This is a genomic window from Geodermatophilus obscurus (assembly GCF_900115395.1).
In the GTDB taxonomy this organism is placed as follows: domain Bacteria; phylum Actinomycetota; class Actinomycetes; order Mycobacteriales; family Geodermatophilaceae; genus Geodermatophilus; species Geodermatophilus obscurus_B.
In genome coordinates this window covers 246724-268025 of sequence record NZ_FOWE01000002.1, presented here as the reverse complement: position 1 = coordinate 268025, position 21302 = coordinate 246724, and the positions used below count along the sequence as shown (strand labels likewise).

The 21302-nt window shown below is 69.9% G+C and carries 22 protein-coding genes and 1 pseudogene; 17 read left to right on the top strand and 6 right to left on the bottom strand.

Going from position 1 to position 21302, the window contains the following annotated elements; genetic code table 11:
- Positions 1-88: 88 nt before the first annotated feature.
- Positions 89-1549, bottom strand: coding sequence for an NAD(P)-binding protein (locus BM165_RS04670; RefSeq protein ID WP_075012629.1), 1461 nt, complete (start codon positions 1547-1549; stop codon positions 89-91).
- Between the two features lie 23 nt (positions 1550-1572).
- Here BM165_RS04670 and BM165_RS04665 point away from each other — a divergent pair, with 23 nt between their 5' ends.
- The 4 genes from BM165_RS04665 to BM165_RS04650 all read left to right on the top strand — a co-directional run bounded on the left by BM165_RS04665 (position 1573) and on the right by BM165_RS04650 (position 3737).
- A complete protein-coding gene (locus BM165_RS04665) occupies positions 1573-2175 on the top strand; it encodes a TetR/AcrR family transcriptional regulator (protein WP_083427054.1) in 603 nt (200 codons plus the stop codon).
- A gap of 80 nt (positions 2176-2255) precedes the next feature.
- Positions 2256-2645, top strand: a complete 390-nt coding sequence (locus BM165_RS04660; RefSeq protein WP_177225121.1) for a VOC family protein — start codon at positions 2256-2258, stop codon at positions 2643-2645.
- Between the two features lie 79 nt (positions 2646-2724).
- Positions 2725-3099: a nuclear transport factor 2 family protein gene (locus BM165_RS04655; RefSeq protein ID WP_075012627.1), complete on the top strand. Its 375-nt coding sequence runs from the start codon at positions 2725-2727 to the stop codon at positions 3097-3099.
- A 116-nt stretch (positions 3100-3215) separates the two neighbouring features.
- Positions 3216-3737, top strand: a complete 522-nt coding sequence (locus tag BM165_RS04650; RefSeq protein WP_075012340.1) for a hypothetical protein — start codon at positions 3216-3218, stop codon at positions 3735-3737.
- 48 nt (positions 3738-3785) lie between these two features.
- Here the strand turns inward: BM165_RS04650 and BM165_RS04645 are convergent, their stop codons facing one another.
- Positions 3786-4697: a hypothetical protein gene (locus BM165_RS04645; RefSeq protein ID WP_143108023.1), complete on the bottom strand. Its 912-nt coding sequence runs from the start codon at positions 4695-4697 to the stop codon at positions 3786-3788.
- A 129-nt stretch (positions 4698-4826) separates the two neighbouring features.
- Here BM165_RS04645 and BM165_RS04640 point away from each other — a divergent pair, with 129 nt between their 5' ends.
- Positions 4827-5402 (top strand): carboxymuconolactone decarboxylase family protein, encoded by a 576-nt coding sequence (locus BM165_RS04640; RefSeq protein ID WP_075012339.1) that lies wholly within the window; start codon positions 4827-4829, stop codon positions 5400-5402.
- Positions 5399-6268, top strand: a complete 870-nt coding sequence (locus BM165_RS04635; RefSeq protein ID WP_075012338.1) for an RNA polymerase sigma-70 factor — start codon at positions 5399-5401, stop codon at positions 6266-6268. The genes BM165_RS04640 and BM165_RS04635 overlap by 4 nt, the downstream gene beginning before the upstream one ends.
- A gap of 18 nt (positions 6269-6286) precedes the next feature.
- Here the strand turns inward: BM165_RS04635 and BM165_RS04630 are convergent, their stop codons facing one another.
- Positions 6287-6859 carry a TetR/AcrR family transcriptional regulator gene (locus tag BM165_RS04630; RefSeq protein ID WP_075012337.1) on the bottom strand — a complete coding sequence of 191 codons (573 nt, stop codon included), beginning with the start codon at positions 6857-6859 and terminating at the stop codon, positions 6287-6289.
- A gap of 45 nt (positions 6860-6904) precedes the next feature.
- Here BM165_RS04630 and BM165_RS04625 point away from each other — a divergent pair, with 45 nt between their 5' ends.
- Positions 6905-7870, top strand: a complete 966-nt coding sequence (locus BM165_RS04625; RefSeq protein ID WP_075012336.1) for an SDR family NAD(P)-dependent oxidoreductase — start codon at positions 6905-6907, stop codon at positions 7868-7870.
- A 104-nt stretch (positions 7871-7974) separates the two neighbouring features.
- Here BM165_RS04625 and BM165_RS24130 read toward each other — a convergent pair whose 3' ends face one another.
- Entirely contained in the window at positions 7975-8340 is a 366-nt protein-coding gene (locus tag BM165_RS24130) for a hypothetical protein (RefSeq protein ID WP_143108022.1), read from the bottom strand.
- Between the two features lie 548 nt (positions 8341-8888).
- Here BM165_RS24130 and BM165_RS04615 point away from each other — a divergent pair.
- The 3 genes from BM165_RS04615 to BM165_RS04600 all read left to right on the top strand — a co-directional run bounded on the left by BM165_RS04615 (position 8889) and on the right by BM165_RS04600 (position 13855).
- A complete protein-coding gene (locus tag BM165_RS04615) occupies positions 8889-11516 on the top strand; it encodes an NB-ARC domain-containing protein (protein WP_143108021.1) in 2628 nt (875 codons plus the stop codon).
- Positions 11517-12184: 668 nt separating this feature from the next.
- Complete coding sequence (locus BM165_RS04610; RefSeq protein WP_143108020.1) at positions 12185-12958, top strand: endonuclease/exonuclease/phosphatase family protein; 774 nt, start codon at positions 12185-12187, stop codon at positions 12956-12958.
- Between the two features lie 498 nt (positions 12959-13456).
- Positions 13457-13855, top strand: coding sequence for a hypothetical protein (locus BM165_RS04600; protein ID WP_075012331.1), 399 nt, complete (start codon positions 13457-13459; stop codon positions 13853-13855).
- 35 nt (positions 13856-13890) lie between these two features.
- On the opposite strand, the gene BM165_RS04595 is transcribed toward BM165_RS04600, so the two are convergent.
- On the bottom strand, positions 13891-14778 hold the full coding sequence (locus tag BM165_RS04595) for a tyrosine-type recombinase/integrase (protein WP_177225108.1): 888 nt from the start codon (positions 14776-14778) through the stop codon (positions 13891-13893).
- Positions 14779-15167: 389 nt separating this feature from the next.
- Between BM165_RS04595 and BM165_RS04590 the strand changes: the two genes are divergently transcribed.
- From BM165_RS04590 to BM165_RS04575, 3 genes and pseudogenes are all read left to right on the top strand, one after another.
- On the top strand, positions 15168-15764 hold the full coding sequence (locus BM165_RS04590; protein WP_075012329.1) for a hypothetical protein: 597 nt from the start codon (positions 15168-15170) through the stop codon (positions 15762-15764).
- 490 nt (positions 15765-16254) lie between these two features.
- A pseudogene (locus BM165_RS04580) lies at positions 16255-17424 on the top strand (IS3 family transposase).
- Between the two features lie 195 nt (positions 17425-17619).
- Entirely contained in the window at positions 17620-18078 is a 459-nt protein-coding gene (locus BM165_RS04575) for a hypothetical protein (RefSeq protein ID WP_075012327.1), read from the top strand.
- A 30-nt stretch (positions 18079-18108) separates the two neighbouring features.
- On the opposite strand, the gene BM165_RS04570 is transcribed toward BM165_RS04575, so the two are convergent.
- Positions 18109-18519 carry a hypothetical protein gene (locus tag BM165_RS04570; RefSeq protein WP_075012326.1) on the bottom strand — a complete coding sequence of 137 codons (411 nt, stop codon included), beginning with the start codon at positions 18517-18519 and terminating at the stop codon, positions 18109-18111.
- Between the two features lie 421 nt (positions 18520-18940).
- Here BM165_RS04570 and BM165_RS04565 point away from each other — a divergent pair, with 421 nt between their 5' ends.
- From BM165_RS04565 to BM165_RS04555, 4 genes are all read left to right on the top strand, one after another.
- Entirely contained in the window at positions 18941-19516 is a 576-nt protein-coding gene (locus BM165_RS04565; RefSeq protein ID WP_208976646.1) for a hypothetical protein, read from the top strand.
- A gap of 266 nt (positions 19517-19782) precedes the next feature.
- Positions 19783-20130, top strand: a complete 348-nt coding sequence (locus BM165_RS04560; protein ID WP_075012325.1) for a hypothetical protein — start codon at positions 19783-19785, stop codon at positions 20128-20130.
- 506 nt (positions 20131-20636) lie between these two features.
- Positions 20637-20894 (top strand): hypothetical protein, encoded by a 258-nt coding sequence (locus BM165_RS23740; RefSeq protein ID WP_177225107.1) that lies wholly within the window; start codon positions 20637-20639, stop codon positions 20892-20894.
- A gap of 138 nt (positions 20895-21032) precedes the next feature.
- Complete coding sequence (locus tag BM165_RS04555) at positions 21033-21242, top strand: helix-turn-helix domain-containing protein (RefSeq protein WP_075012324.1); 210 nt, start codon at positions 21033-21035, stop codon at positions 21240-21242.
- Positions 21243-21302: the final 60 nt, after the last annotated feature.

Genomic DNA, 21302 nt, shown 5'->3' with positions numbered 1-21302 from the left:
TGCCTCGCCCTGCACGCGGACCGCCACGGGCCGGGGCGACCCTAGCGGCGACCCGCGGGCGGGGACAGGGGCGAGCGCGCCGCCTGGCTCAGCCGGCCCCGGCCCCACCCGCGGCGCCGGTGAGCGCGGGCATGTTGCCGACCGCGGCCATCGCCTGCTCCCGGTACCGCGCGAGCACGGCCTGCCGCTGCGCGTCCTCGCGGTCGACGCCGGCGACCAGCTTGCCGAAGCCGTCGAGGCGGCTGGTGCGGATCCAGCGCCGCAGCTCGCGGTCCTGCGACCAGTGGAACTGGTTGAGCATCGTCGTCATGACCGAGCCGGCGTACTCGTCGAGCGTGTGCGGGAACCGCACCGGCGCGCACAGCCGGTTCTGCTGCTCCTCGTCGTCGTGGTGCGCCTCGACCCAGGCGGTGAGCGCCGAGCTGAAGGCCGGCTGCGGCAGCCGCAGCATCTGCAGGACGATGCGGTCGCCCTGGAACACCGGCTGCACCGGGCGCGGCCGCACGGCGGAGGCGGTGCAGTCGACGAACAGGGTGCCCGGCGCCACGGGCACCTCGCCGCCGTCGAGGACCATGCGGCCGGGCTCCAGCGCCCGCACCCGCCCGAGGCGGACGACGTCGCGGACCCGGCGCAGCACCTCGACCTCGCCGGGCGCGACCGTGGCGAGGTGGAACATGCCGGGCGTGCGCTCGCGGTCGATGCGCGTCACCGCGCCGCAGGCCTCCAGCCGCAGGAACAGGTCGTCGGTGGAGGTGGCGGCGGCGAAGGCGGCCATCTGGTCGGCCTGCCCGCCGATGACCGCGTCGAAGAACTCCGGCGCCGGCTGCGTGGTCACCCGGTTGATCAGCCAGGAGTCGCGCGGGACCACCCAAGTGATCGCGTCCGGGTCGGCGCCGGCCTGGACCAGCCAGACGACGGTGTCCATCGCCGTCTTGCCGCCGCCGAGCACGGTGAAGCGGTGCGGGACCTCGTCGGTGCCGGTGCCGGTGCCGGTGCCGGTGCCGGTGCCGGTGCCACTGCCCAGGCCCGGCAGCGCGTTGGGCGGGACCATCCGCACGCCGGGCGCCACGGAGAACGACGGCGTGTGCGTCGACGGCACCGTGGGGCTGGCGTAGGTCGCGTCGACGACCTTGCGGCGCACGTGCACCCGCGTGACCGCGCCCGAGAGCAGCGAGCGGAACCGCCCCTCCCCCTCGTAGTCGCTCATCGGGTGGTAGGAGACGCGCCCGCTCGGGACGAGGCGGGTGCTGACCACCCGGTCGTAGTAGCCGCAGATCTCCGGGCCGGACGCGAGCTCGTAGAGGCCGGCGTTGAGGCCGGTGGTGTCCTTGCGGCCGCTGCCCAGCTCGGTCGAGTTGACGCCGTAGAAAGCCGACGGCTGGTGCAGCGTGACGAAGGGGTACGCGTCGTTCCAGTGACCGCCGGGCTTGCCGTGCCGGTCGACGATCGTGACGTGCGCGTCGGTCTCGTCGAGCAGGGTGTCGGCGAAGGCAAGCCCGGAGGCGCCGGCGCCGACGACGAGGTAGTCGGTCTCGATGACGGGGTCCACGACCGCCACGGTATAACAGTGTCATGACAGTGTCATGGGGGAACGGGGACGACGACCCCCGGCGCACCCGCGTGGTGGAGCTCGCCGCGCGCCTGATCGCTGAACAGGGGCCGCACGCCCTGTCCCTGCGACGCCTGGCGACCGCGGCCGGCGGGTCGACCCAGCTGGTCTACACGCTGTTCGGCGGCAAGCCCGGGCTCGCCGACGCGCTCTACGCCGAGGGCTTCCGCCGGCTCGGCGAGGCGATGCGCGCGGCCGCGGCGGAGGCCCCGGCGCCGGTGGGCGACCCCGCCCGGCTGGTCGTCCTCGCGCAGGCCTACCGCCGGTTCGCCGCCGACGAGCCGGCGTTCTTCTCGGTCATGTTCGGGCCGGTCATCCCGGGGTTCACGCCGAGCCGGGCGACCCGCGAGGTCAGCCGCGACCGGTCCTTCGGCCAGGTCGTCACCGCGGCGCAGGAGTGCCTCGACGCCGGGACGCTGCGGGCGCAGGACGCGCTCGCGCTGGCGCGGGCCTGCTGGACGACGACCCACGGGGTGGCCGCCCTGCAGCACGCCGGGCTCCTCGACGGCGGCGCCGGCGACCTCGACCCGGTGCTGCGGGTGGTCGTCGACGCGCACCGTCCCTGAGCGATGAGCCCGGCGGTCGGGCACGGTCTCCCCTGCGGGCGGCACGGCGCCGCCGGTGCGGGAGGTGGGTCGTGGTGAGGATGAAGCTGGAACTGGTGCCGGTCCCGGTCGCCGACGTCGACCGGGCGAAGGCCTTCTACGTCGAGCGGCTCGGCTTCACCGAGGACGTCGACGTGCGGCCCGTCGACGGCGTGCGGGTGGTGCAGCTGACGCCGCCCGGCTCGGCCTGCTCGATCGGCCTGGGCACCGGACTGCCGGCCTACGACGACGCCGCGCCCGGCTCGGTCCGGGGGCTGCACCTGGTGGTCGACGACATCGAGCGCGCCCGCGCCGACCTCGTGGGCCGCGGTGTCGACGTGGGCGAGGTGGTCGATGTCGGGGGCGGGGTGAGGTACGCCTGGATCACCGATCCCGACGGCAACACGCTGACCCTGCAGGAGATGGCCTGGCGCACCGGCGACGCGTTCTAGCGGGCCCGTGGCGCTCGGAGGTTCCCCGCGGGGCCCGACCTCCGCCACGATGGGGCCCGGCACCGACGAGGGGACGACCATGACCACGCCCGGCACCGTCGAGGACCTGGTCCTCCGCAACGTCTTCGGCGTCTTCGGCGAGCGGGACGCCGCCGCGCGGGCCGCCGCGATCGCCGAGGTCTACGCCCCGGACGCGGTCCTGCACCTGGGCGCCGAGGCCGTCCGCGGCACCGAGGCCATCGACCGGCACGTGCAGGCGCTGCAGGACGGCACCCCGGGCTTCGTGTTCCGGACCCTCGGTGAGCCGGAGGTCGACGGCGGCCTGGGCACCCGGGCCTGGGGCTACGGCCCGGAGGGCGCGCCGCCGGTGGTCACCGGCCGCGACGTCATCCGCGTCGAGGACGGCCGGATCGCCGAGGCGTTCGTGTTCGTCCACGCGCCCGCGGGCGGTTGAGTACCGGTCCCGGTTGGCCCGCCACCTGCTGGGTAGCTGCGGGCGAACGGGTCGGCCCTGCCGGTCGCGGCGTCCGAGATGGCCGCCGGGAACGGCGGACGAGTGGAGGAGAAGACATGGGCAAGCTGTCGTTGGGACTGGGTCTCGCCGTCGGGTACGTGCTGGGCGCGCGGGCCGGCAAGGAGAAGTACGAGCAGATCAAGCAGGCCGCGTCCGGCGTGATGGCCCGGCCGGAGGTGCAGCAGGCGGTGGGGCAGGCCGTCGAGCAGGCCCGGGCGGTCGCGCCGGCCCAGCTGCGGGGGACGATCGACAAGCTGGCCGCGAGCGCGACCGGCGGCAGTGGCTCCGGCGGCGCCGGCTCCGGGGGCAGCGGCTCCGGGGGCAGCGGCTCCGGGGGCACCGGGACCGACGCCGCAGGCCGCACGCCGGCCGGGACGATCGAGGGCGAGGCCACGCTCCTCGGCGACGTCGAGGCCGTGGTCCCGCCGCCGCCCGCGACGACCGGCACGGGCACCACCACCGTCACCACCACGGGCACCACCACGGTGACCGGCGGTCCGGTGACCGACGACGTCCCGGTGCCCGACCCGCTGGTCCCGCCCGCCAAGTCCAACCGCGGCTCCGCCGGGCGGGCCTGACGACCGCCCCGCCGGTGCAGGTGGCCCGCCCACCTGCACCGGCGGGCGTCATCCGGGACGGTGCCGGACGACCCACCAGCCGTAGCCGCCGGTCGCCACGACGACGGTGAGCACGGCCCCGTAGGCCCACAGGGCCGGTCCGGCGTCCATCTCCCCGCGGTAGCGGAGCAGGACCGCCCCCTGGAGGACGCCGAAGGCCGCGTAGGTGACGGCCGGGACGCGCAGGCCGGCGGGGTCCCGCTCCCGGACGACCAGGGCGGCGCCGATCGCCAGGGCCAGCAGCCAGGCCCCCAGCACCTGGGCGCTGAGCGGCATCAGGGGCCAGGGCCAGCACCCCGCCGTCGCCCCGGTCCCGTGGTGGGCCGTCAGGCCGCGGCCGAAGAGGACCGCGCCGGTGGCGCCGAGCGCCAGGCCCTGCGCGGCGACCACCCATCGCAGCCATGTCGGCAGCGGGCTGCGGGCGGGGCGCGACCGCGGCTCCGTCCACTGCCGGGCGAGCACCGCCAGACCGGCCGCCGGCACCGCGAGGTACACCGCCAGCCAGACCCAGGCCGCCGACCGCGCCAGGGGGTCCGCGGTGGACAGGTGCAGCTTGTGCCCGTGGACCAGCGTGGCCGCCAGCGTGAGGACCGTGAACGCGGTGACGGTGGCCACCGCCACGCGGACGTGCGGCCACGAGCGCTGCCGCAGCCCGGCGACCGACAGGACGAAGCCGGCGGCGTACGCCGCGCCGAGGAAGGCGACGGTCGGCCGCGTGTGGATGGTCCACGCCCAGTACTGGTCGGTGCGCCCGCCCAGCACGAACAGCTGGTGCGTCGCCAGCGCGGTGAGCACCGCGAAGGCGGTCAGCAGCCGCCGGGGCCCCGACCCGAGGGTGCTCTCCGCCTCGGGGAGCACCCGTTCGGCGTCGAGCGGGTCCACGGTGCCGGTCGTCTCGTCCTCGCACAGGTGTCCTGTCACGCGACGACGGTGGACCCCGGGTGTTGCAGGCCGTCTGCAGCCCGGATGCGGCCGGCTGCAACGGGCCTGTCACACCCGGACGGCGGCCGGTGTCTCCATGTCGGACACACCGCATCCCCTGGAGGAGACATGGCCGGCAGCACCCGGGTCCCCGCGACCGAGATCACCGGCGCCTACGGCGCCCTCGTCACGACGATCAGCCGCAGGGTGCTGGGCCAGGTGCCCGACGCCGTCGGGGTCATGTGGCACCACCCCCGGGTGCTCAGGGACTCGATGGGCTTCGGCCGCAAGGTCGACTCGTGGGACCGGCTGGACCGGAGCCTGGCCACGTTCGCGGCCATGGCCGCGGCCGGGACGATCGGCTGCGGCTTCTGCCTGGACCTGCACCACTTCCTGTCGCGCGACCGCGGCCTCGACGAGACGAAGGTCCGGGAGGTCCCGCGGTGGCGGGAGTCGACCGTGTTCACCCCGCTGGAGCGGCGGGTCATGGAGTACGCCGAGGCGATGAGCCAGACGCCGCCGGCCGTGACCGACGAGATGTCCGCCGCGCTGCTCGCCGAGCTGGGGGCTCCCGCACTGGTGGAGCTGACCGCCAGGATCGGGGCGATGAACATGACCGCACGGGGCAACGTCGCGCTCGGCATCCGGTCCCAGGAGTTCGCGGCGTCCTGCGGCCTGCCGCCGCTGGCGGCACCGTCGTCGTGACCGGGGACCCCTTCGTCGCCCACCGCGGCCTGCTGTTCACCGTCGCCTACGAGATGCTCGGCTCGGCGGCCGACGCCGACGACGTGGTGCAGGAGACCTGGCTGCGGTGGGCCGACGCCGACCGAGCGGCGGTGCGCGACCCGCGGGCCTACCTGGTGCGGATCGTCACCCGCCAGGCGCTCAACCGGCTGCGCACCCTCGCCCGCCGGCGGGAGGACTACGTCGGCGAGTGGCTGCCGGAACCGCTGCTGACCAGCCCAGACGTGGCCGACGACGTCGAGCTGGCGGAGAGCGTGTCGATGGCGATGCTGACCGTGCTGGAGACGCTCGGACCGACCGAGCGGGCGGTCCTGGTGCTGCACGAGGTGTTCGCCGTGCCGTACGACGAGATCGCCGAGGCGGTGGGCAGGACGGCCGCCGCGGTGCGGCAGATCGCGCACCGGGCGCGCGAGCACGTGGCCGCCCGCCGTCCGCGGGCGGTGGTGAGCCGCGCGGAGCAGCAGCGCGTCGTCGACCGGTTCCTCGCGGCTCTCGCCGGGGGCGATGTCCAGGAGCTCATGGACGTGCTCGCACCGGACGTCGTCGTGGTCGCGGACAGCGGCGGCCTGGCACCGGCCGCGCTGCGCCCGCTCACCGGCCACCTGCGGGTGGCGCGGGCGCTGGCGCGGTTCGCCGACCTCGCGCCGGGGGTGGGGATTACGACGCCGCTGGTCAACGGCACGGTGGGCGTGCGCATCGACGCCGGTGGCGCGTTCGACACCGCGATCACCTTCGCCGTCGAGGACGGCCGGATCAGCCGTATGTACGCGATGCGCAACCCGCACAAGCTGCGCCGTCTCGACGAGGTGGCCGACCTGCGCCGGTGAGCCGGTCCCCGCCCCGGGTCACGGCACCAGGGCCCGCCCGACGACCAGTCGCAGCGCGGCCCGCCGCCGCTCGTGCTCGCCGGGGTCCTCCCCGGCCGAGGCGGTGTAGGTGCTGCTGACCGGCGACCAGGTCCCCGCGAGGGCGACGACGAGGGAGTAGACCTCGTCCGGCCGGATGCCGCCGACGACGCGCCCCTCCCGCTGCGCCTCGGCGATCGCGTCGTACTTGGGCTGCGCCAGCGTCTCGTGCCCCGCCAGGATGTCGCCGGCGGGGACGCGTTCCAGCCGCTTCCAGCTCGTGAGGCGGACCAGTTCCGGTGCGGCGAGGTAGGAGTCGTAGAGGGCGACGGCGTAGCCGGGCAGGTTCTGTGCGTCGAAGGGCACCGAGTCGACGATGCGGTGCAGCTGCTCGTCGAAGACGGCGTCGAACAGGCCGTCCTTCGACCCGAACCAGGCGTACATCTGCGCCTTGTTCACGCCGGACGACGCCGCGATGCGGTCGACCCGCGCACCGGCGATCCCGTACGCGGCGAACTCGGCCGCCGCGGCCTCGAGCACCCGGCGACGACTCCGCTCCCCGTCCCTCGGCACCCGTCCACGCTAGCAAGTAACCAAACAGTTGGTTACCTTCGGGGCATGACACGCATCCGGAGCCGCTTCACCAGCAGGAGCACCGCGCTCGAGGTCGTCGAGGGCATCGACCTGACCGGCCGGCGGGCGGTGGTGACGGGGGCCTCCTCGGGCATCGGCGTCGAGACCGCGCGGGCCCTCGCCTCCGCCGGGGCCCAGGTCACCCTGGCCGTCCGCGACCCGCGCGCCGGAGAGCGCGTCGCCGCGGACATCGCCGGCACGAGCGGCGGGCCAGCGCCCGACGTCGCCCGCCTCGACCTCGCCGACCTGGCGAGCGTGGACGCCTTCGCCGGCGCCTGGGCGGGCCCGCTGCACGTCCTGGTCGCCAACGCCGGCGTCATGGACACCCCGTTCGGCCGGACGGCGCAGGGGTGGGAGACGCAGCTCGGCACCAACCACCTGGGCCACTTCGCCCTGACGACGGGTCTGTCCGGGTCCCTGGCGGAGGCCGGCGACGCCCGCGTCGTCGTCGTCTCCTCCAGCGGCCACGCCGCCTCACCGGTCGTCTTCGACGACCTGTTCTTCGAGCGTCGCCCGTACCAGCCCGGCCTGGCGTACGGGCAATCCAAGACGGCGAACGTGCTGTTCGCGGTCGAGGCGTCGCGGCGCTGGGCCGGCGAGGGCGTCACCGCCAACGCCCTCATGCCCGGCGGCATCTGGACGCCGCTGCAGCGTCACTGGCCCGCGGAGCAGCGCGCGGCGGCGGAGGAGCAGGCGCGCCGGGCGGAGAGCGCGGGCCTGTTCCACATGAAGACCCCCGCGCAGGGCGCTGCCACGTCGGTCTTCCTGGCCACCTCCCCCCTGGTGGCCGGCGTCGGCGGGAGGTACTTCGAGGACTGCCAGGAGGCCGAGGTCGTCGAGCGGCTGGACGGTATCCACGGGGTCGTGCCCCACGCGCTGGACCCCGACGCCGCCCGGCGTCTCTGGGACGTCAGCGAGCGGCTCGTGACTGCCGCACGGTCGACCGCCTGACCGGAGGCGTTCAGCAGCCGGGCATGCCACGAGCGCAGCGGCCGATCTCTCCGCGCCGCGACAGCCTCACGTCGAGGAGGGCCGCGCCGGTGTGCGCATTCCGATCAACTCGACCGCCGGTCCTCGTCCTGCATGTCGTCGGCCGCTCTCAGCAGGCCGGAGACCGCCATGGACAGGGCGTGGTGACGGGGGTTGCTGCGGTCCTTGGGCTCACAGGTCCTGTTCCGGATCCGACGGACGTCCTCGACCATGGCGCGGAGGAGGGCCACGTCCTCGTCATGCGTCGACATGGAGCCAGTACACCGCTCCACCGGGCGAGCCTCCGCCGGACGGCCCGGACCAGCGGCCGATCCGAGCGCCGGGCTGAGCCGAGCGCAGACCCGCCCGGTCAGACGTTGAAGCGGAACGTTCTCAACGTGCCCGGTCGTCGTTGGACGCTTTGGAAAGTTGCTGTTGACCAGCAGTTTCATGGTTGGTCGGTGTTGGCCGATCGTGGTCTACAACGGGAGTCTTGTTGACTGGCTGTTGACTGACGTCCACGCGGTCGGGCGTGGCGTTTGCCTTTAGGTGCCTGCCGCCGCCCCCGCTACTTGTGAGCCGACGGTCCAGCGTCACTCTGGGCGATGGGTTATCGGTCGACAGAGGCCGCGCGTCCCTGAAGGCGGCTTCAGGGACTCCTGTCATGCAGCGGCACGTCCAGGCAACGACCCCACCGGCTAGGTGTTCGTTGAGCACCAGCCAACCGCACTTCTGCCTCACAACCCGTCCCCTCGGCAGGTGTCGATGGGCATTCAGGTTCACTCCGACAGGAGCCGCGGGTTCGACTTGACGCCCTCGACAGACAGCAACGAGGTCCGCCATCGATCTTGAAGTCAGGGTGAGGGCAGGAGCGCCGGAGTTCGGGAACGCGGAGTGCCGTGGCGCTGGCCTGTTCAACTTGGCCTAATCTCACCTAATCGACGATGGGGGAGCTGTGAGTACAGACATTAGGATTAGCCGGTCCCGACTTTATGCCTTGATGGACGCCTTCGAGGCGGACATGCGGGATATCATCGAGCACTACATTCTGGATCACTTATCGGAAGAAGAAGCTCTTGGTAACGACTACGGGCCGGTCGCGCAATTAAGAGAGAGCGATGTGGGCGACCAGCCCGTATCAATCGTGCATTACCTATACACGCGTCAGGCGTACGATCTTCTGAACCGCCACCGGACAAAGCTGCCCGGAGAACTAGCGGACGAGCTCCGAGTCAGCGCTACACGCATGGATGAATTGGTGCCTGTGCGAAACCGCGTGATGCACGGGAGGCCCCTTCGGGTGGACGACCCTGAACGTGCCGTATCCGCGCTGCAAGGGTTCACCACACGGCATTGGGCGGCCACGCATGCAATTCTGCGAAGACTAGCCCAAGACAGTACGTGGGAGCCCGCCTTTGCCACTCTCCCATCCCCCACGGAACGCATCCTGCATAACCTTCCTGAGGCCGACTACGACGAGACCGGCCTGATCGGCCGGTCCGACGAACTCGTGAAGCTCAAGACGCTCGTGCAGAAAAGGCGAGAGGCGATAGTCACTATCACCGGCGAAGGGGGCATCGGAAAGACGGCTTTGGCTCTGGAGGTTGCCTACGCCATCGTCGATGACCCAGCCTCGGACTTCGACTGTGTGCTTTGGGCGTCCTTGAAGTCGGAACTCCTGACAGTGTCAGGGGTGCGCACAATCGAGAAGGCAATCAAGGACCTTACGGGAGCCACACAAGAGTTCGGTAGGACCCTTGATCAGTCCTTCAATGGCTCTGTCGCGGAACTTGCCGATAGTCTGCAGGGAATCAGGGCGCTCATCATCATCGACAATCTGGAGTCAGCCAAAGGCGATGAAGTTCTGCGCCTCTACGACACTCTTCCCGAGACCGCGACCTACTTGTTGACAAGTCGCGTCGGCATCGGCCAAATTGAGCGTCGCTTCCCGCTCGGCGCCCTTCAGCAGAAAGATGCGGAGTTGCTCCTGCGGAAAATGGCTAGCATGCGAGGCCTTCGAAATCTGGCCAGATTGACCTCGCGGACCGCTAACGAGGTGTTGGCGCGGCTGCGGTTCAGCCCCTTGGCGATTCGCTGGTACGTCCTGTCCGTGGAGGCTGGACGGGAGCCTTCCTCGGCCCTCCGGGATCAAGCGGAATTGATTCGCTTCTGTGTGAAAAACGTGTATGACGCCTTGTCCGTCAATTCCAAGCATATCCTTTCGGTCCTCGAGTCTCTAGACCGTGGCGTTACGTTTGATGAATTGGCCGTATTAACTGATTTGACGATCGACGACCTGCGGAGTGCGGCTCAAGAGCTCGGCCGAGGCTCGTTGGTCGTTCACCAACCCGATCCGCAGGGAGGTCTCGCCTCTCAGATCAGCCTTAGCGCCGCGGCTAGCCTTTTCCTTCGGACGCAGCCGCGCGTCGGACCCTCAGCCGCCGACATATTGGCGCGGGAGGACGCCTACATCAAGAGCGCGGAACGCCGCCGCGCCGATGAGGCCGCACGGGGCATGGGTCCCAACGTCGTGCGCGTACGTGGACCGGAGGACGAGCCAACAGCCCATCTGCTGCGGTTGGCGTTGTCGCACAGTAAGAGAGGGGACACTGAAACAAGCCGGGCCCTTATTGATCGAGCCCGGGCATTGAACCCGGACTACTGGGAGACGGATCGGGTTGCTGCGTTCGTTGCCTCCTCCTCTGGGCGACGCGAAGAGGCGGTAACTCTCTATAAGTCGGCCTTAGTTAAAGCTCAGGCCCCCGAGGAGAAAGCGATAGTTGCGTACTTCCTGGCGGGTCACCTCGCCCGTGCGATGCATGAGCTCGAGTTGGCGCTACCTTACGCTGTAATGGCTCATCAAATCCTGCAGAGCGGCGATACTGCGCTAAGTCTCGGCACGTACCGCGTGTGGAACCGGGAGTTTGAAGAAGGCCAAGCGCTCCTAGAGGACGCGCTTGATAGCACGCAGGAGAAGACCTGGCTCATAGCGCTGACATCGCTTGTGGAAAGTTGGCGACGCTGGGCGGAGGCGGATCTAGAGGGGCACCGGGCAATGAATGCGTTCGAGAAGGCCTATGCTGGCTTCAACGTCGGCGCCGAAAAGATCAACGTTGGAATTTTCGATGGTCGTCTGGCCGGAGCCGTGCTTGAGTCCGTGACGATCGCTTTTCGTGCCGCAAGTCATCGCGGCGTATTGAATGACGAGGTTGCTCGACAAGCCTTGGTTATGCTTACCGCCATCAAGAGCCGCCGACCCCTGTACAGAGGACAAAGAAACTGGACCGTCTTCGTGCGACACCTCGCTCAATGGCTTCGGGAAGGAGGTAGTAGTTCGCACGTCTCGGGGATCGCTCAAGAGGTGCTCGGTGACGCGTTGGATGCGGGACCAGCGCGCCAGGATGCGAGCGTGATCGGTGACCTCGCGGGGGAGATCGTCTCGTGGAGAGGCCGATATGGATTCATTGCGCACTCCGAGTACCCTCGCAACGTATTCTTCCATCGAGGGTCGCTTGGCTCGCAGGGATTTGAACCAAGGCAAGGTGCCATGGTGCTGTTTCGCGTCGAGGAGAGTGATGGAGATCGCCCGAGAGCTGTGGCCGTGCGGCCACTTGGTGCCAGTATGTGACTCGGCACGTTTAGCGATTACGCAGTTGGGTGAGATGGGGTCGAGTCAGCCCTGCAGGATGACCCAGCAGGGCGCTTGATCCGCCGCGGCGAGGCCCTGCGCGTGGCATGGACAACGCCAGAAGCGTCATACAGGCTTCGTCAGAGCGCGGTCGGGTCCGACAGTAGGCGATCTGCTCACCGTGCACGCACCCGGCTGCGCGTGTCTCTCAATGGGGCAGTTCAGGTGTGGTCGGACTCCGGTCGGATCGCAGCACCAGTCGCAGCACAAGATTGTGGAGCAAACCGAAGGCGACTTTCACTCCCTATCCCGCCTCGCCGTCCGTGAGCCAGTCCACCGACGATGCCTCACGGCCGCCAGCAAGCACGACGGCGATCTGCACCCTTGTCGACGTCGCCGCGTGATCGTCCCCATCAAGGCTACGGCTGAGCCATTCGCTAACCCGACGGTACGCTTGGCTGGTGTCTCGTAGTGGGCCGCTCAGGGATAGCCACCGGCCCGCCTAGAGGGCGGCCTCGGGGACAGACGACCCGCGGCATGGATTGCAGTGAGGCGCCAACGACATCCGAGTCCGTTCGGCGTGGATGCCGCCGTGTCTGCGCCCAGGATGGGAGCGAGGTCGACGTACCGTCGCCGCTGGCCCCTCGATCGTCTGAAAGCGGAAAGCCTTGCGCATCGGCACCTGGAACATGGAGAAGTACCCGTTCGCGGGGCAGGGCAAGGGACCCGAAGCCGCGGCCTTCTTGGCGTCGGCCCGGGTCGACCTCTGGCTGCTCACGGAAGTCAACGCCGGATGGCGGACTCCGGGAGAAGTATTGGTGGTCTCGCCGCGCCGTGTGCTCGGCGACTCGCAGAGGCGGTGGGCGGGCATCCAGACAGCGTTGCCATCGACACCGCTGCCCGACGACGGGCGAATCCCGGCTGCCGCCGAGGAGGCACTCTGTCTCGCTCGGGTTCAGTTGCCGACCGGATCCTCCGCCGCGACCGTCCTCGTGGCGTGCTCCGTCCTGCCGTGGGATGACGCCGCGGCCTCGTGGCCGGGGCTCCCATCCGGCAACCTCAACGACCAGGCGAGGTTCGTCCTCGACCACCACGTCGACCGGATTCGACGGGCTCGCCGACCAGGGGAACCGATCATCTGGGGTGGGGACTTCAACCAGGCACTGCGCCGGCCCACCCCCGAGCTGGAGCAGGTCGGCTACCGGACTCTCGGCACGGTCGATGGCATCGCCCGGCTGAGGACGGCCTTCGATCAGTGTGGCCTGAGGCCGCTGACCGAGTACGCCGAAAATCGCATGCCGGGCCGCGAGGCCATCGACCACCTGGCCGTCTCGCGCGAACTGACCGTCGCAGGAGATGTCGAGGTGTTCCGCCCACCGACAACGGCCGCCGGCACGCGGCTCAGCGACCACGCGGCCTACGTCGCCGACGTCGAGCTCTGACGCGTCAACGCCGCCCGGCAGCCGTCCGAGCTGTCCCTGAGTGGGCCGCTCAGAGACACCGGCCGGCTGACCGCAAAGGCGGCTGCAGGTACGGGGGTAGCAGGTCCCTCAGCCGACTGGGCGACCTCGATCGCGATAGCCCCCGGTGCCAGGCAAGCTGCATGGGTGCGGTGGTGGCGGGCGCTCAACACACCACGCGGTGTCTTCTGGTCCCGTGTGGGGCGGCCCTCCTGATGGTGGTATTCGGGGTGCTCGTCTTCGTCTTCGGGGACCAGGACGAGCAGGTCATCGGGGGAGCTGCCTTCCTCATCGCATTGGTGAACGCGGGGATGGCCGTGGGGCAGTGGCCGGAGGTGAGGGCAGCCAGGAGACGGACAGATCCCGGGCTGCCGAGCTGACCGCAAGGCGCCCCATGTCCCTGAGTGGGCCGCTCAAAGACACGGCCGAGTCGTCGCAGAGCCGGTCGAGGCGACCTCCGCCGTCGGCCACGACAACCCGGTGAGGGAGGCTAGCGAGGTGGTTCCGCAGCAGGCTGTCTACACGTTCGAGGGACCGAGCGTCCTGTACGTCCACCCCTCCCTCGCCGCTGCTGAGGACTACTTCGAGGCCATCGATCTCGAGAACGACGAGTACGTCTTCTTCGGACAGGACGGCACCGTGATCCAGCCAAAGGTCGAGGACGGTCGAGTCGTGCTGACCGCGACCCTTGAGCAGCGGGCGGATAAACTCCGGCAGCGCCTGCGGACCTATCTCGACCACTCCGGAGAGTCCAATCTGGCGTTGGCCGACGACGCCGCCTACCTCGCGCGCTTGCTACTGGACCGAGAGAGGGAGTGCCAGAAGTCGAGGTGGTTATCCCGCTTGTCTGGCATCCTCGCTCGTCGTCGCACCGGGTGACGGGTGTCCCTGAGTGGGCCGCTCAAGGACATAGCTCAGCCGGCCCAGCCGGCGAGGAAGCCGGCGACCTGGTGGAAAGCGTGACGTTCCAGCGCTTCGCCGGTGATGTCGTAGCTGCCCAGGGTGGTCTCCGGGCGGGCGTGGCGGAGTAGTCGCTGAACATCGCGCAGCGGGATGCCCTGGTTAAGCCCGACGGTGCCCACGGTGCGACGCAACGCGTGCGGGCCGATGGGCCGGGAGATGCCCGCGGCCTTGGCGGTTGCGGCGACGTAGCGGTACACCGTGCGCCGGTCCATGCCGGCACCGGTCCGGGTGCGCAGCAGCGGCCCGGCGGTGCGGCCGTCGATGGCGGCCTGGACGGCGCCGAGGGCGGGGATGGGCACCGGCACGCGGGCGGGCTTGTCGCCCTTGCCCAGGACGATGAGGGTGGCGTAGCCGCGGACGGTGCCGAAGGACTGCACCGTCAGGGTGGCCATCTCTGTGGCGCGCAGGCCCATCATGCCGCCGAGTACGGCGATGGCGTGGTGGCTTGGGCCCAGGTGGCGGGCGGTGGTCAGGAAGGCGGCGTACTCCAACACGGTGAGCACCTCGCGGCGCTGCAGCTCGCGCTGAATTTTCGGCCGGGTGACGCGGGCGCAGGGATCAGCCGCGACCAGCTCCTCTTCGTAGGCGAGGCGGTAGAGGCTGGCGATGGCGTCGTAGTGGGCGGCGACCGAGGCGCGGGACAGCCCGGAGTCGGCGACGGCGCGCAGCCATAGCTCGACGTCGGCGCGGCGGGCGGCCAGCGGATCGATGCGGCGGTCGGCGCACCACCTGCTCCAGCGCGGCAGGTAGGTGGCGTAGGTCTGCTGGGTGGAGGGCTTGTAGCGAGCCAGCCACCAGGCGGCGAGCTCATTCCAGGCCGCATGCTCAGAGGACGGCAAGATCACAGGCGTCATGCGCGAGCAGACGCGCGACAGCTCAGGGCTGGCCCCGATGCCGCCGCGGCCGTGCCCAGGCAGACTCGAACGGGGGATCAGCGGTCACCTGTCGGAGTGAGCGCCTGACCTGGTGACCGTGTAGGAGCTGCTCGAGCACGCGCGGATCCCAGACCGACCCGCCCTCTGCATCGAGGCCCCGCAGGGGCATTCAGCGCCGCGGTCGTCGCTGCGGTCTGACCAGGAAGGTAGCTCGGAACAGCGAACGCCTCTGAGCCCGGTAGCGAACCTCAGTGAGGGTTCGCCTATCGCCAGAACGCCTCGCTGCCGATACGAGACAGCAGCGACCCGACAGGCGGGGCCACCGGAGCAGGAAGTTGACCGCAATGACTGCTGTGCAGCCCGACCCGACCGTGGAGCCGACCACCACTCCCAGCGAGTCGACGGAGCGGCCAGGGCAGCGGACCGCCGGGTGGCTGCGCTGGACCGTCCCTGTCGCCGGTCTGGTCCTCGGAGTCGGGATCGGGGCAGCGGCGGCACAGTCTGACCCGACGCAGAGCGCGGAGTACCTCACCCTCGAGCGCGACCTGCAGTCGCTCGAACAGCGGAACAAGTCGCTCGAGGAAGGATCCCGGCGGGTGAGCGAGGCGGCTGAGCGGGCCGAGGCTAACGCCGCGCGGGTTGTTGCGGACGTGGAGGCGCGGGAGCGCACGGTTGCCGCCCGTGAGGCAGCCGTGGCTGTTGTGGAGGAGCAGGTCGCCGCGAACTCGATTGGCGAGGGCACCTGGACCGTCGGCGTCGACGTTCAGCCGGGCACCTACCGGACCTCGTCAGCCGTCCTTGGGCAGTGCTACTGGGGCATCTACCGCTCCGGGACGAACGGCTCGGACATCATCGACAACAACATCGTGACCGGCGGCTTTCCGACCGTGCAGCTACGCGAAGGACAGGACTTCACCAATCGGGACTGCGGGACCTTCGTCAAGCAGTGATGCCGTTGGCGTCGTCCGTTCCAGCAGCCACGTGCACGTGTTGGCCAGCGCGGCAGTCCGTGAGGCGGAATGCTAGCCCGCGGCGCCGGTGGTCGGATGGCGCGCTGGACGCCTTGCCCTCGGTCCATTCGGCGACGCGGGCAAGATTGACGAGGGGTAGGCCGTCGAGGTGATGGTGGGGCCACTCCACAGCCTGTTGCCGCCAGACACGGCCGGTGCGGCGGGGTACAGCACGGGTAAGCGCTGACGCCGTCCCTGGGCGTCGAGGGCGGTGTCCTTCAGCAGCCCGCTGTGAGGCATCAGGGTCGGTCAGGCTGGACCGCTCGGCGCATGAGGGCCTCGGGACTCTGCCGTGGGAGGCGCTGCCGAGGCTCCCACGGGGGACGGCCCCTAGCCGCGGCCCGGTCTGGCCGACGGCACTCCGGGACTGCCCCCGGTTCGGTTGACTCCTTGCCTGTGAGGCTTCGGCCTCGCTGGAAGGATCAGCATCGTGCCCAAGCCGTTCCCGGCGGAGTTCCGTCGTGACGTGATCGCTGTGGCCCGCAAGGGCGAGGCGTCGATCGCTCAGATCGCCCGGGACTTCGGGATCTCGGAGTCCTGTCTGCAGCGCTGGCTGAAGATCGCCGACCGCGAGGACGGGCTGGCCCCGCCGGCCACCGCTGACCGCGGCGGCGGGAGCTCGAGGGAGGAGTCGGCGGAGCTCCGCGAGTTGCGCCGGCGCAACAAGCTGCTCGAGCAGGAGAACGAGATCCTGCGCCGGGCGACGGCCTACTTCGCCCGCGACGTCCTCCCAAAATGATCTACCCGCTGGTCCGTGAACTCGCCGCCGAGCACATCCCCGTCGCGGTGACCTGCCGGGTGCTGGGCTTCTCTACGCAGGCCTTCTACAAGTGGTGCGCCAACCCCGTTTCCCAACGGGACTGGGATGACGCGCACCTGATCAACGCTGCCTACGACATCCACCATGACGACCCCCGCCTTCGGCTACCGGTTCATCGCCGACCAGCTGCACGAACGCGGCCTGGCCGCCGGTGAGAACCGGGTCGCTCGGCTGTGCTCCCAGCAGCGGATCTGGTCGGTGTTCGCCAAGAAGCGCGGCCTCAACCGCAAGGCCGGACCGCCCGTGCACGACGACCTGGTCGACCGCCAGTTCACCGCCAGGGCACCGAATGCGGTCTGGCTGACCGACATCACCGAGCACCCCACCGGCGACGGAAAGCTCTACCTCTGCGCGATCAAGGACGTTCACTCCGGCCGGATCGTCGGCTACTCGATGGACGCCCGGATGACCGCGGCACTCGCGGTGACGGCGCTGCGCAACGCGATCGCCCTGCGCGGGCCGGCCGGCACAATCGTGCATTCCGACCGCGGCAGCCAGTTCCGCTCCACCGCCTTCGTCACCGCGCTGAAGAACAACGGCCTGATCGGCTCGATGGGCCGGGTCGGCGCCTGCGGGGACAACGCCGCGATGGAGTCCTTCTTCGCCCTGTTGCAGCGCAACGTCCTCGACCGGCAGCGCTGGGCTACCCGGGAGGACCTGCGGCTGGCAATCATCACCTGGATCGAGAAGACCTATCACCGCCGGCGCAGGCAACGCCGCCTCGGCCGACTCACGCCCATAGAGTTCGAGACCCTGACCAGGACCGCTCACGCGGCCTGACCGCTCCTACCGAACCGAGTCAACTGAAGTCGGGGCAGTCCCGTTGCCAGGCCAGCGCACTCTGCTGCACACCAGCGACCCCTTGAGAGCCGCTACGGCGACCTCTCAGGGGGACTTCTTGGTCCCTCTGACCCGATGGAGCCACGCAGTCACGGGGGCGCTAGAACTTCGTAACCCTGTGCTTACCTCGGCGCTGTGACCGACTGGATCGCCCTCCTACTCTCCGGCCTGGCCTTGATCGCTTCCGGCATCGCCCTTGTCTACAGCCGCCGCGCCACGCGCGCGGCCGAGGTATCAGCGACCGCCGCAGAGCGCTCAGCGGCCGTCGCCGAGCGGGGAGAACTCCGCGAGCAGGAGGCCGCGGAGGAGCGTGCGGTGCGATGGCAGCTCACTCACGACTCCGTGCCCGGCGATGCCAACTTGACCAACCGGGGCGAGAGAGCTGCGCACGACGTCAAGGTGGACCTTGAGTCCGAGGGCGGGCAGCGTCGTCACCTCAACGCCGCCGAGATCGTGGAAGTCGGCGATCACGCCGTCGAGAGACTGGCCATGGGCTCGCTGGGACGGCAGCAGGTCCTAACCGTTCGATGGCGGACCAGCCCGGATGGTCCGGAGAGGACCTCTCGGCAGGCCCTATACCTGTGGTGGCGATGACGGCCCGCGCTGGGGCGAGTTCGCGCCGTCCTACCGCGATGCCGTCTCGGTCGAATCCTCGAGGCACTCGCCGATGGCCTCGTGCAGCGCTCGTAGCCGGTCCACGTCAGTGCGGTGACGCGTCCAGTCGCGGAACAGCAAGTCGATGTGCCGGGTCCGCCGCTGGGCCTCCTGAGGCACGGGCGCGTCCGCATCGGCGTTGATGAGCTCAGCCCGCATCTGGCCGCCGACTCGGCTGCCATCGCGGCGGCGGTACTGCTCGACGTAGGCAGCACCGCGGGGGCTGCGGACGCTGACGGCGATGTGCGGCCCGTCCGCGCGGACGACGACGCCGGCGGTGTGCCTCGGCCGGCCGGACTCGGCGCCGGACTGGATGACGACCGGGTCGCCGGGCAACAGCGCGGCCAGTTGGTCGGCGGTCAGCCGGTTATCGACGCCCATGGCGTTCGTCCTTCGATGCTCGTCTGCACCGGGGAAGTGTCGGCACTGCGCCGAGCACGTCGGGAAGAGGCCACGGCTGCCGTTCAGGATAGGCGCGTGCGAGCGGGTTCGGGCTGCTCGGGCCTGTCCTGCGGATCATGTGCGGCCGCTGCCGGTGTCCCTGAGCGGCCCACTTGAGGACAGCTCCTGCCACAACGGCCCGCGAGAACGCGGTCGACGTGCGCGGCTGGCGGCGCTTTCTGAGCGCCCGTGTCGCTGCGACGGGAACTCCGAGCGGGTCCACTACGGGCCAGCGTGGATCCTGGCGCCACGACAGACGGGACATCATCGAACCGCTCAGCCGGTTGCGGGTGGTCGGCGACACGACACGCCGCGTCGAGCTGTTGCCAGTGAGGTAACAGGTCGATTGCTAGACAGCACCATGCCGTTACTCGACGACGACCGCGTTGCCCGCCTAGTCAAGGCTCGCCAGGAGGTCGAGCAACAGGTCTCGGGCGCTTACGACGAGGTGCTCGACGAAGTGGTTGGACGCATCCGCGGCTCCGGCAGCATCGGCAAGCTCGACATCGGCGCGCTGCTGTTCTGGAAGCGACTGCAGGCCAACACCCCTTGGGCCGCGCAGCTACACGCGATGCCTGAGGTCCAGGTGCGGCGGATCACCGCAGTCGCGGTACAGGCAGTCACGGACGAGCTTCTCGACACTCCTGAGGCCGCACGTCAGGGACGCTCGGCCTTGTCGCCGCTGCCAGGGCTCTCGACAGGGGATGCGCTGGCGTCAGCTCTGCTGCTAGCCGCCGCGCCGGAGCGGATGGCGGTGTACGACCGGCGGGCGCAGACGGCGCTCCAGCGACTGGGAGTCGAGCTGAGCCCCGCGCCCGGACGCTTTGGGCGGTACATGGACCTCGTCGAACAACTGCGCACACAAGCGGCGGCAGTGGCCGGCCAACCATGGAAGGCGCGAGACGTCGACCTCGCCCTGTACTGGCTGGGTGGATAAGCAACTCCACCGACGACGAGGCCTAGCGAAAACAGCGAGCGAGCGGTAATTCGGCCCAGCCATTGCCCGCCCAGCGCGACCTTCCGCTTGACCCCCGGGTGTCAGCCGACGTCCCGTTCGTCAGTAACTTCGCGGCGGCTGCGAACCACTGGAGTATCCCTGGAGCCGCCGTGTGTCCCGGAGCGGCCCACTTTGGGACAGCATGCCTGTGATGCCGTGAGCGTGTTCGATCCGCGACGGTCCGGCGTCCGTGCCATCTTGTCGCCATGTGGCGGGGAGACGATGGACGCCTTCACACGGTCGCTCTGCCTGAGCCGGATGAGATCTTCACCGACGCTGCCCTGCCGGCCGTCGAGCGGGTGCTGGAACGTACGGATCACGAAGAAGTAGCCGATCTTCTGGAGCGCCGTGAGCTGGCCGCTGTCGAGTACTGGGACAACCGGCCGGTCGATGAGGAGACCGAAGCGCCTTTTGTGGACATCCCCGCACCCACCGGCCTGTTCCATCGCGTCGTCGCCAGCCTCGCCGAGCTTGAGGCCGCTCTGGCGGAGGTCGACCCCCGTTGGGCGCTGGACGTCGCTCTGGCGCTGGACGACCTTGCTGGAGCCGAGTGACCGAAGGTCTGCCTGTCCCATAGGCCGCCTTTAGGGACACCTCTCCGACTCGTGCAGACCACTCAAGCACCCCTCGACACGCTGCCTCCGCAGTCCTCGACGCTCCGCCAAGCCGACCTGGAGAACAGCAAGATCACAAGGCCACACACCTCTTGCACCGTCGGGTCTCACAATTCGTGGTGACGGGTAACTGGAGGTTCGTCAGCAGTCTCAGCGCCATGGGCAGCAAGGGAACGGCCGATCACCGAAGACGACGCGCGGAGGCTGAGCGCCGCCGGCGCCAGAAGGTAGAGCGGGCGCAGATCGAGCCGAGGCGATCCGACGCAGCCGACGCAGCTGCCAAGGAGAGGCCCTTCCCGGGACGTCGGGCGGCGGCCACCGAGTGCGCCTGGTGCGGCGGACCGATCACCCCACGCAGCCGCGGTCCGATTCCGAAGTGGTGTTCCGCCACCTGCCGGCACCGCGCGTGGGAGCAAATCCGAGCCGCAGCGTCTGGCCGCTCCGCCGTGGAGGTCGTCGAGCGACGCGTCGAGGTCCCAGTACCCGCGACACCGACACGCCGCGACTGGCCGCCCCTGCTCGACGAGCTCGCTCGCCAAGTGGACGACGGCCGGATCTACGACCGCGACTTGCTGAACTTGTCCAAGGCGCTCGGTGATGTCCTCGAGGCATTTCGCCGCCGCCCGTCTGTGCGCAGCGGATCGTTCGACGACCAGCGTCGGGCGCGGGCGCGGCGACAAGCCCGCCGCGGCTCGATCACCTGAGCGACTACCGCAACGCCGGCACTGCAGATCAACTGGGGAAGGTTGCTCAGGCTGGCTGGTGAGTGAGGCGGCCGAACGGTGCTGGCAGGAGTGGACGCCTCCTCGTCAGTCATCAGCCGCCATCTGGGGAGACCCGCCATGCCTTCGACCAACGCTTTGAGCAGTGGAAGCGACCTCATGACCCTCGTCGAGGCTGCGGCCTCCCTCCGGACCCCTGTCGCGACTCTCCGCTACTGGCGGCACCTCGGCGCCGGCCCCGCCGGCTTCCGCCTTGGCCGCCGGGTCATGTATCGCCGCGAGGACGTCGACCGGTGGATCGGTCAACGCCAGCGGGCACAGGCGTACTGAGCTGACTCGCGGGGCGTCGGCATCAAGGACCTTGCGTCACCGTGCTCGTCGTGCACCGCC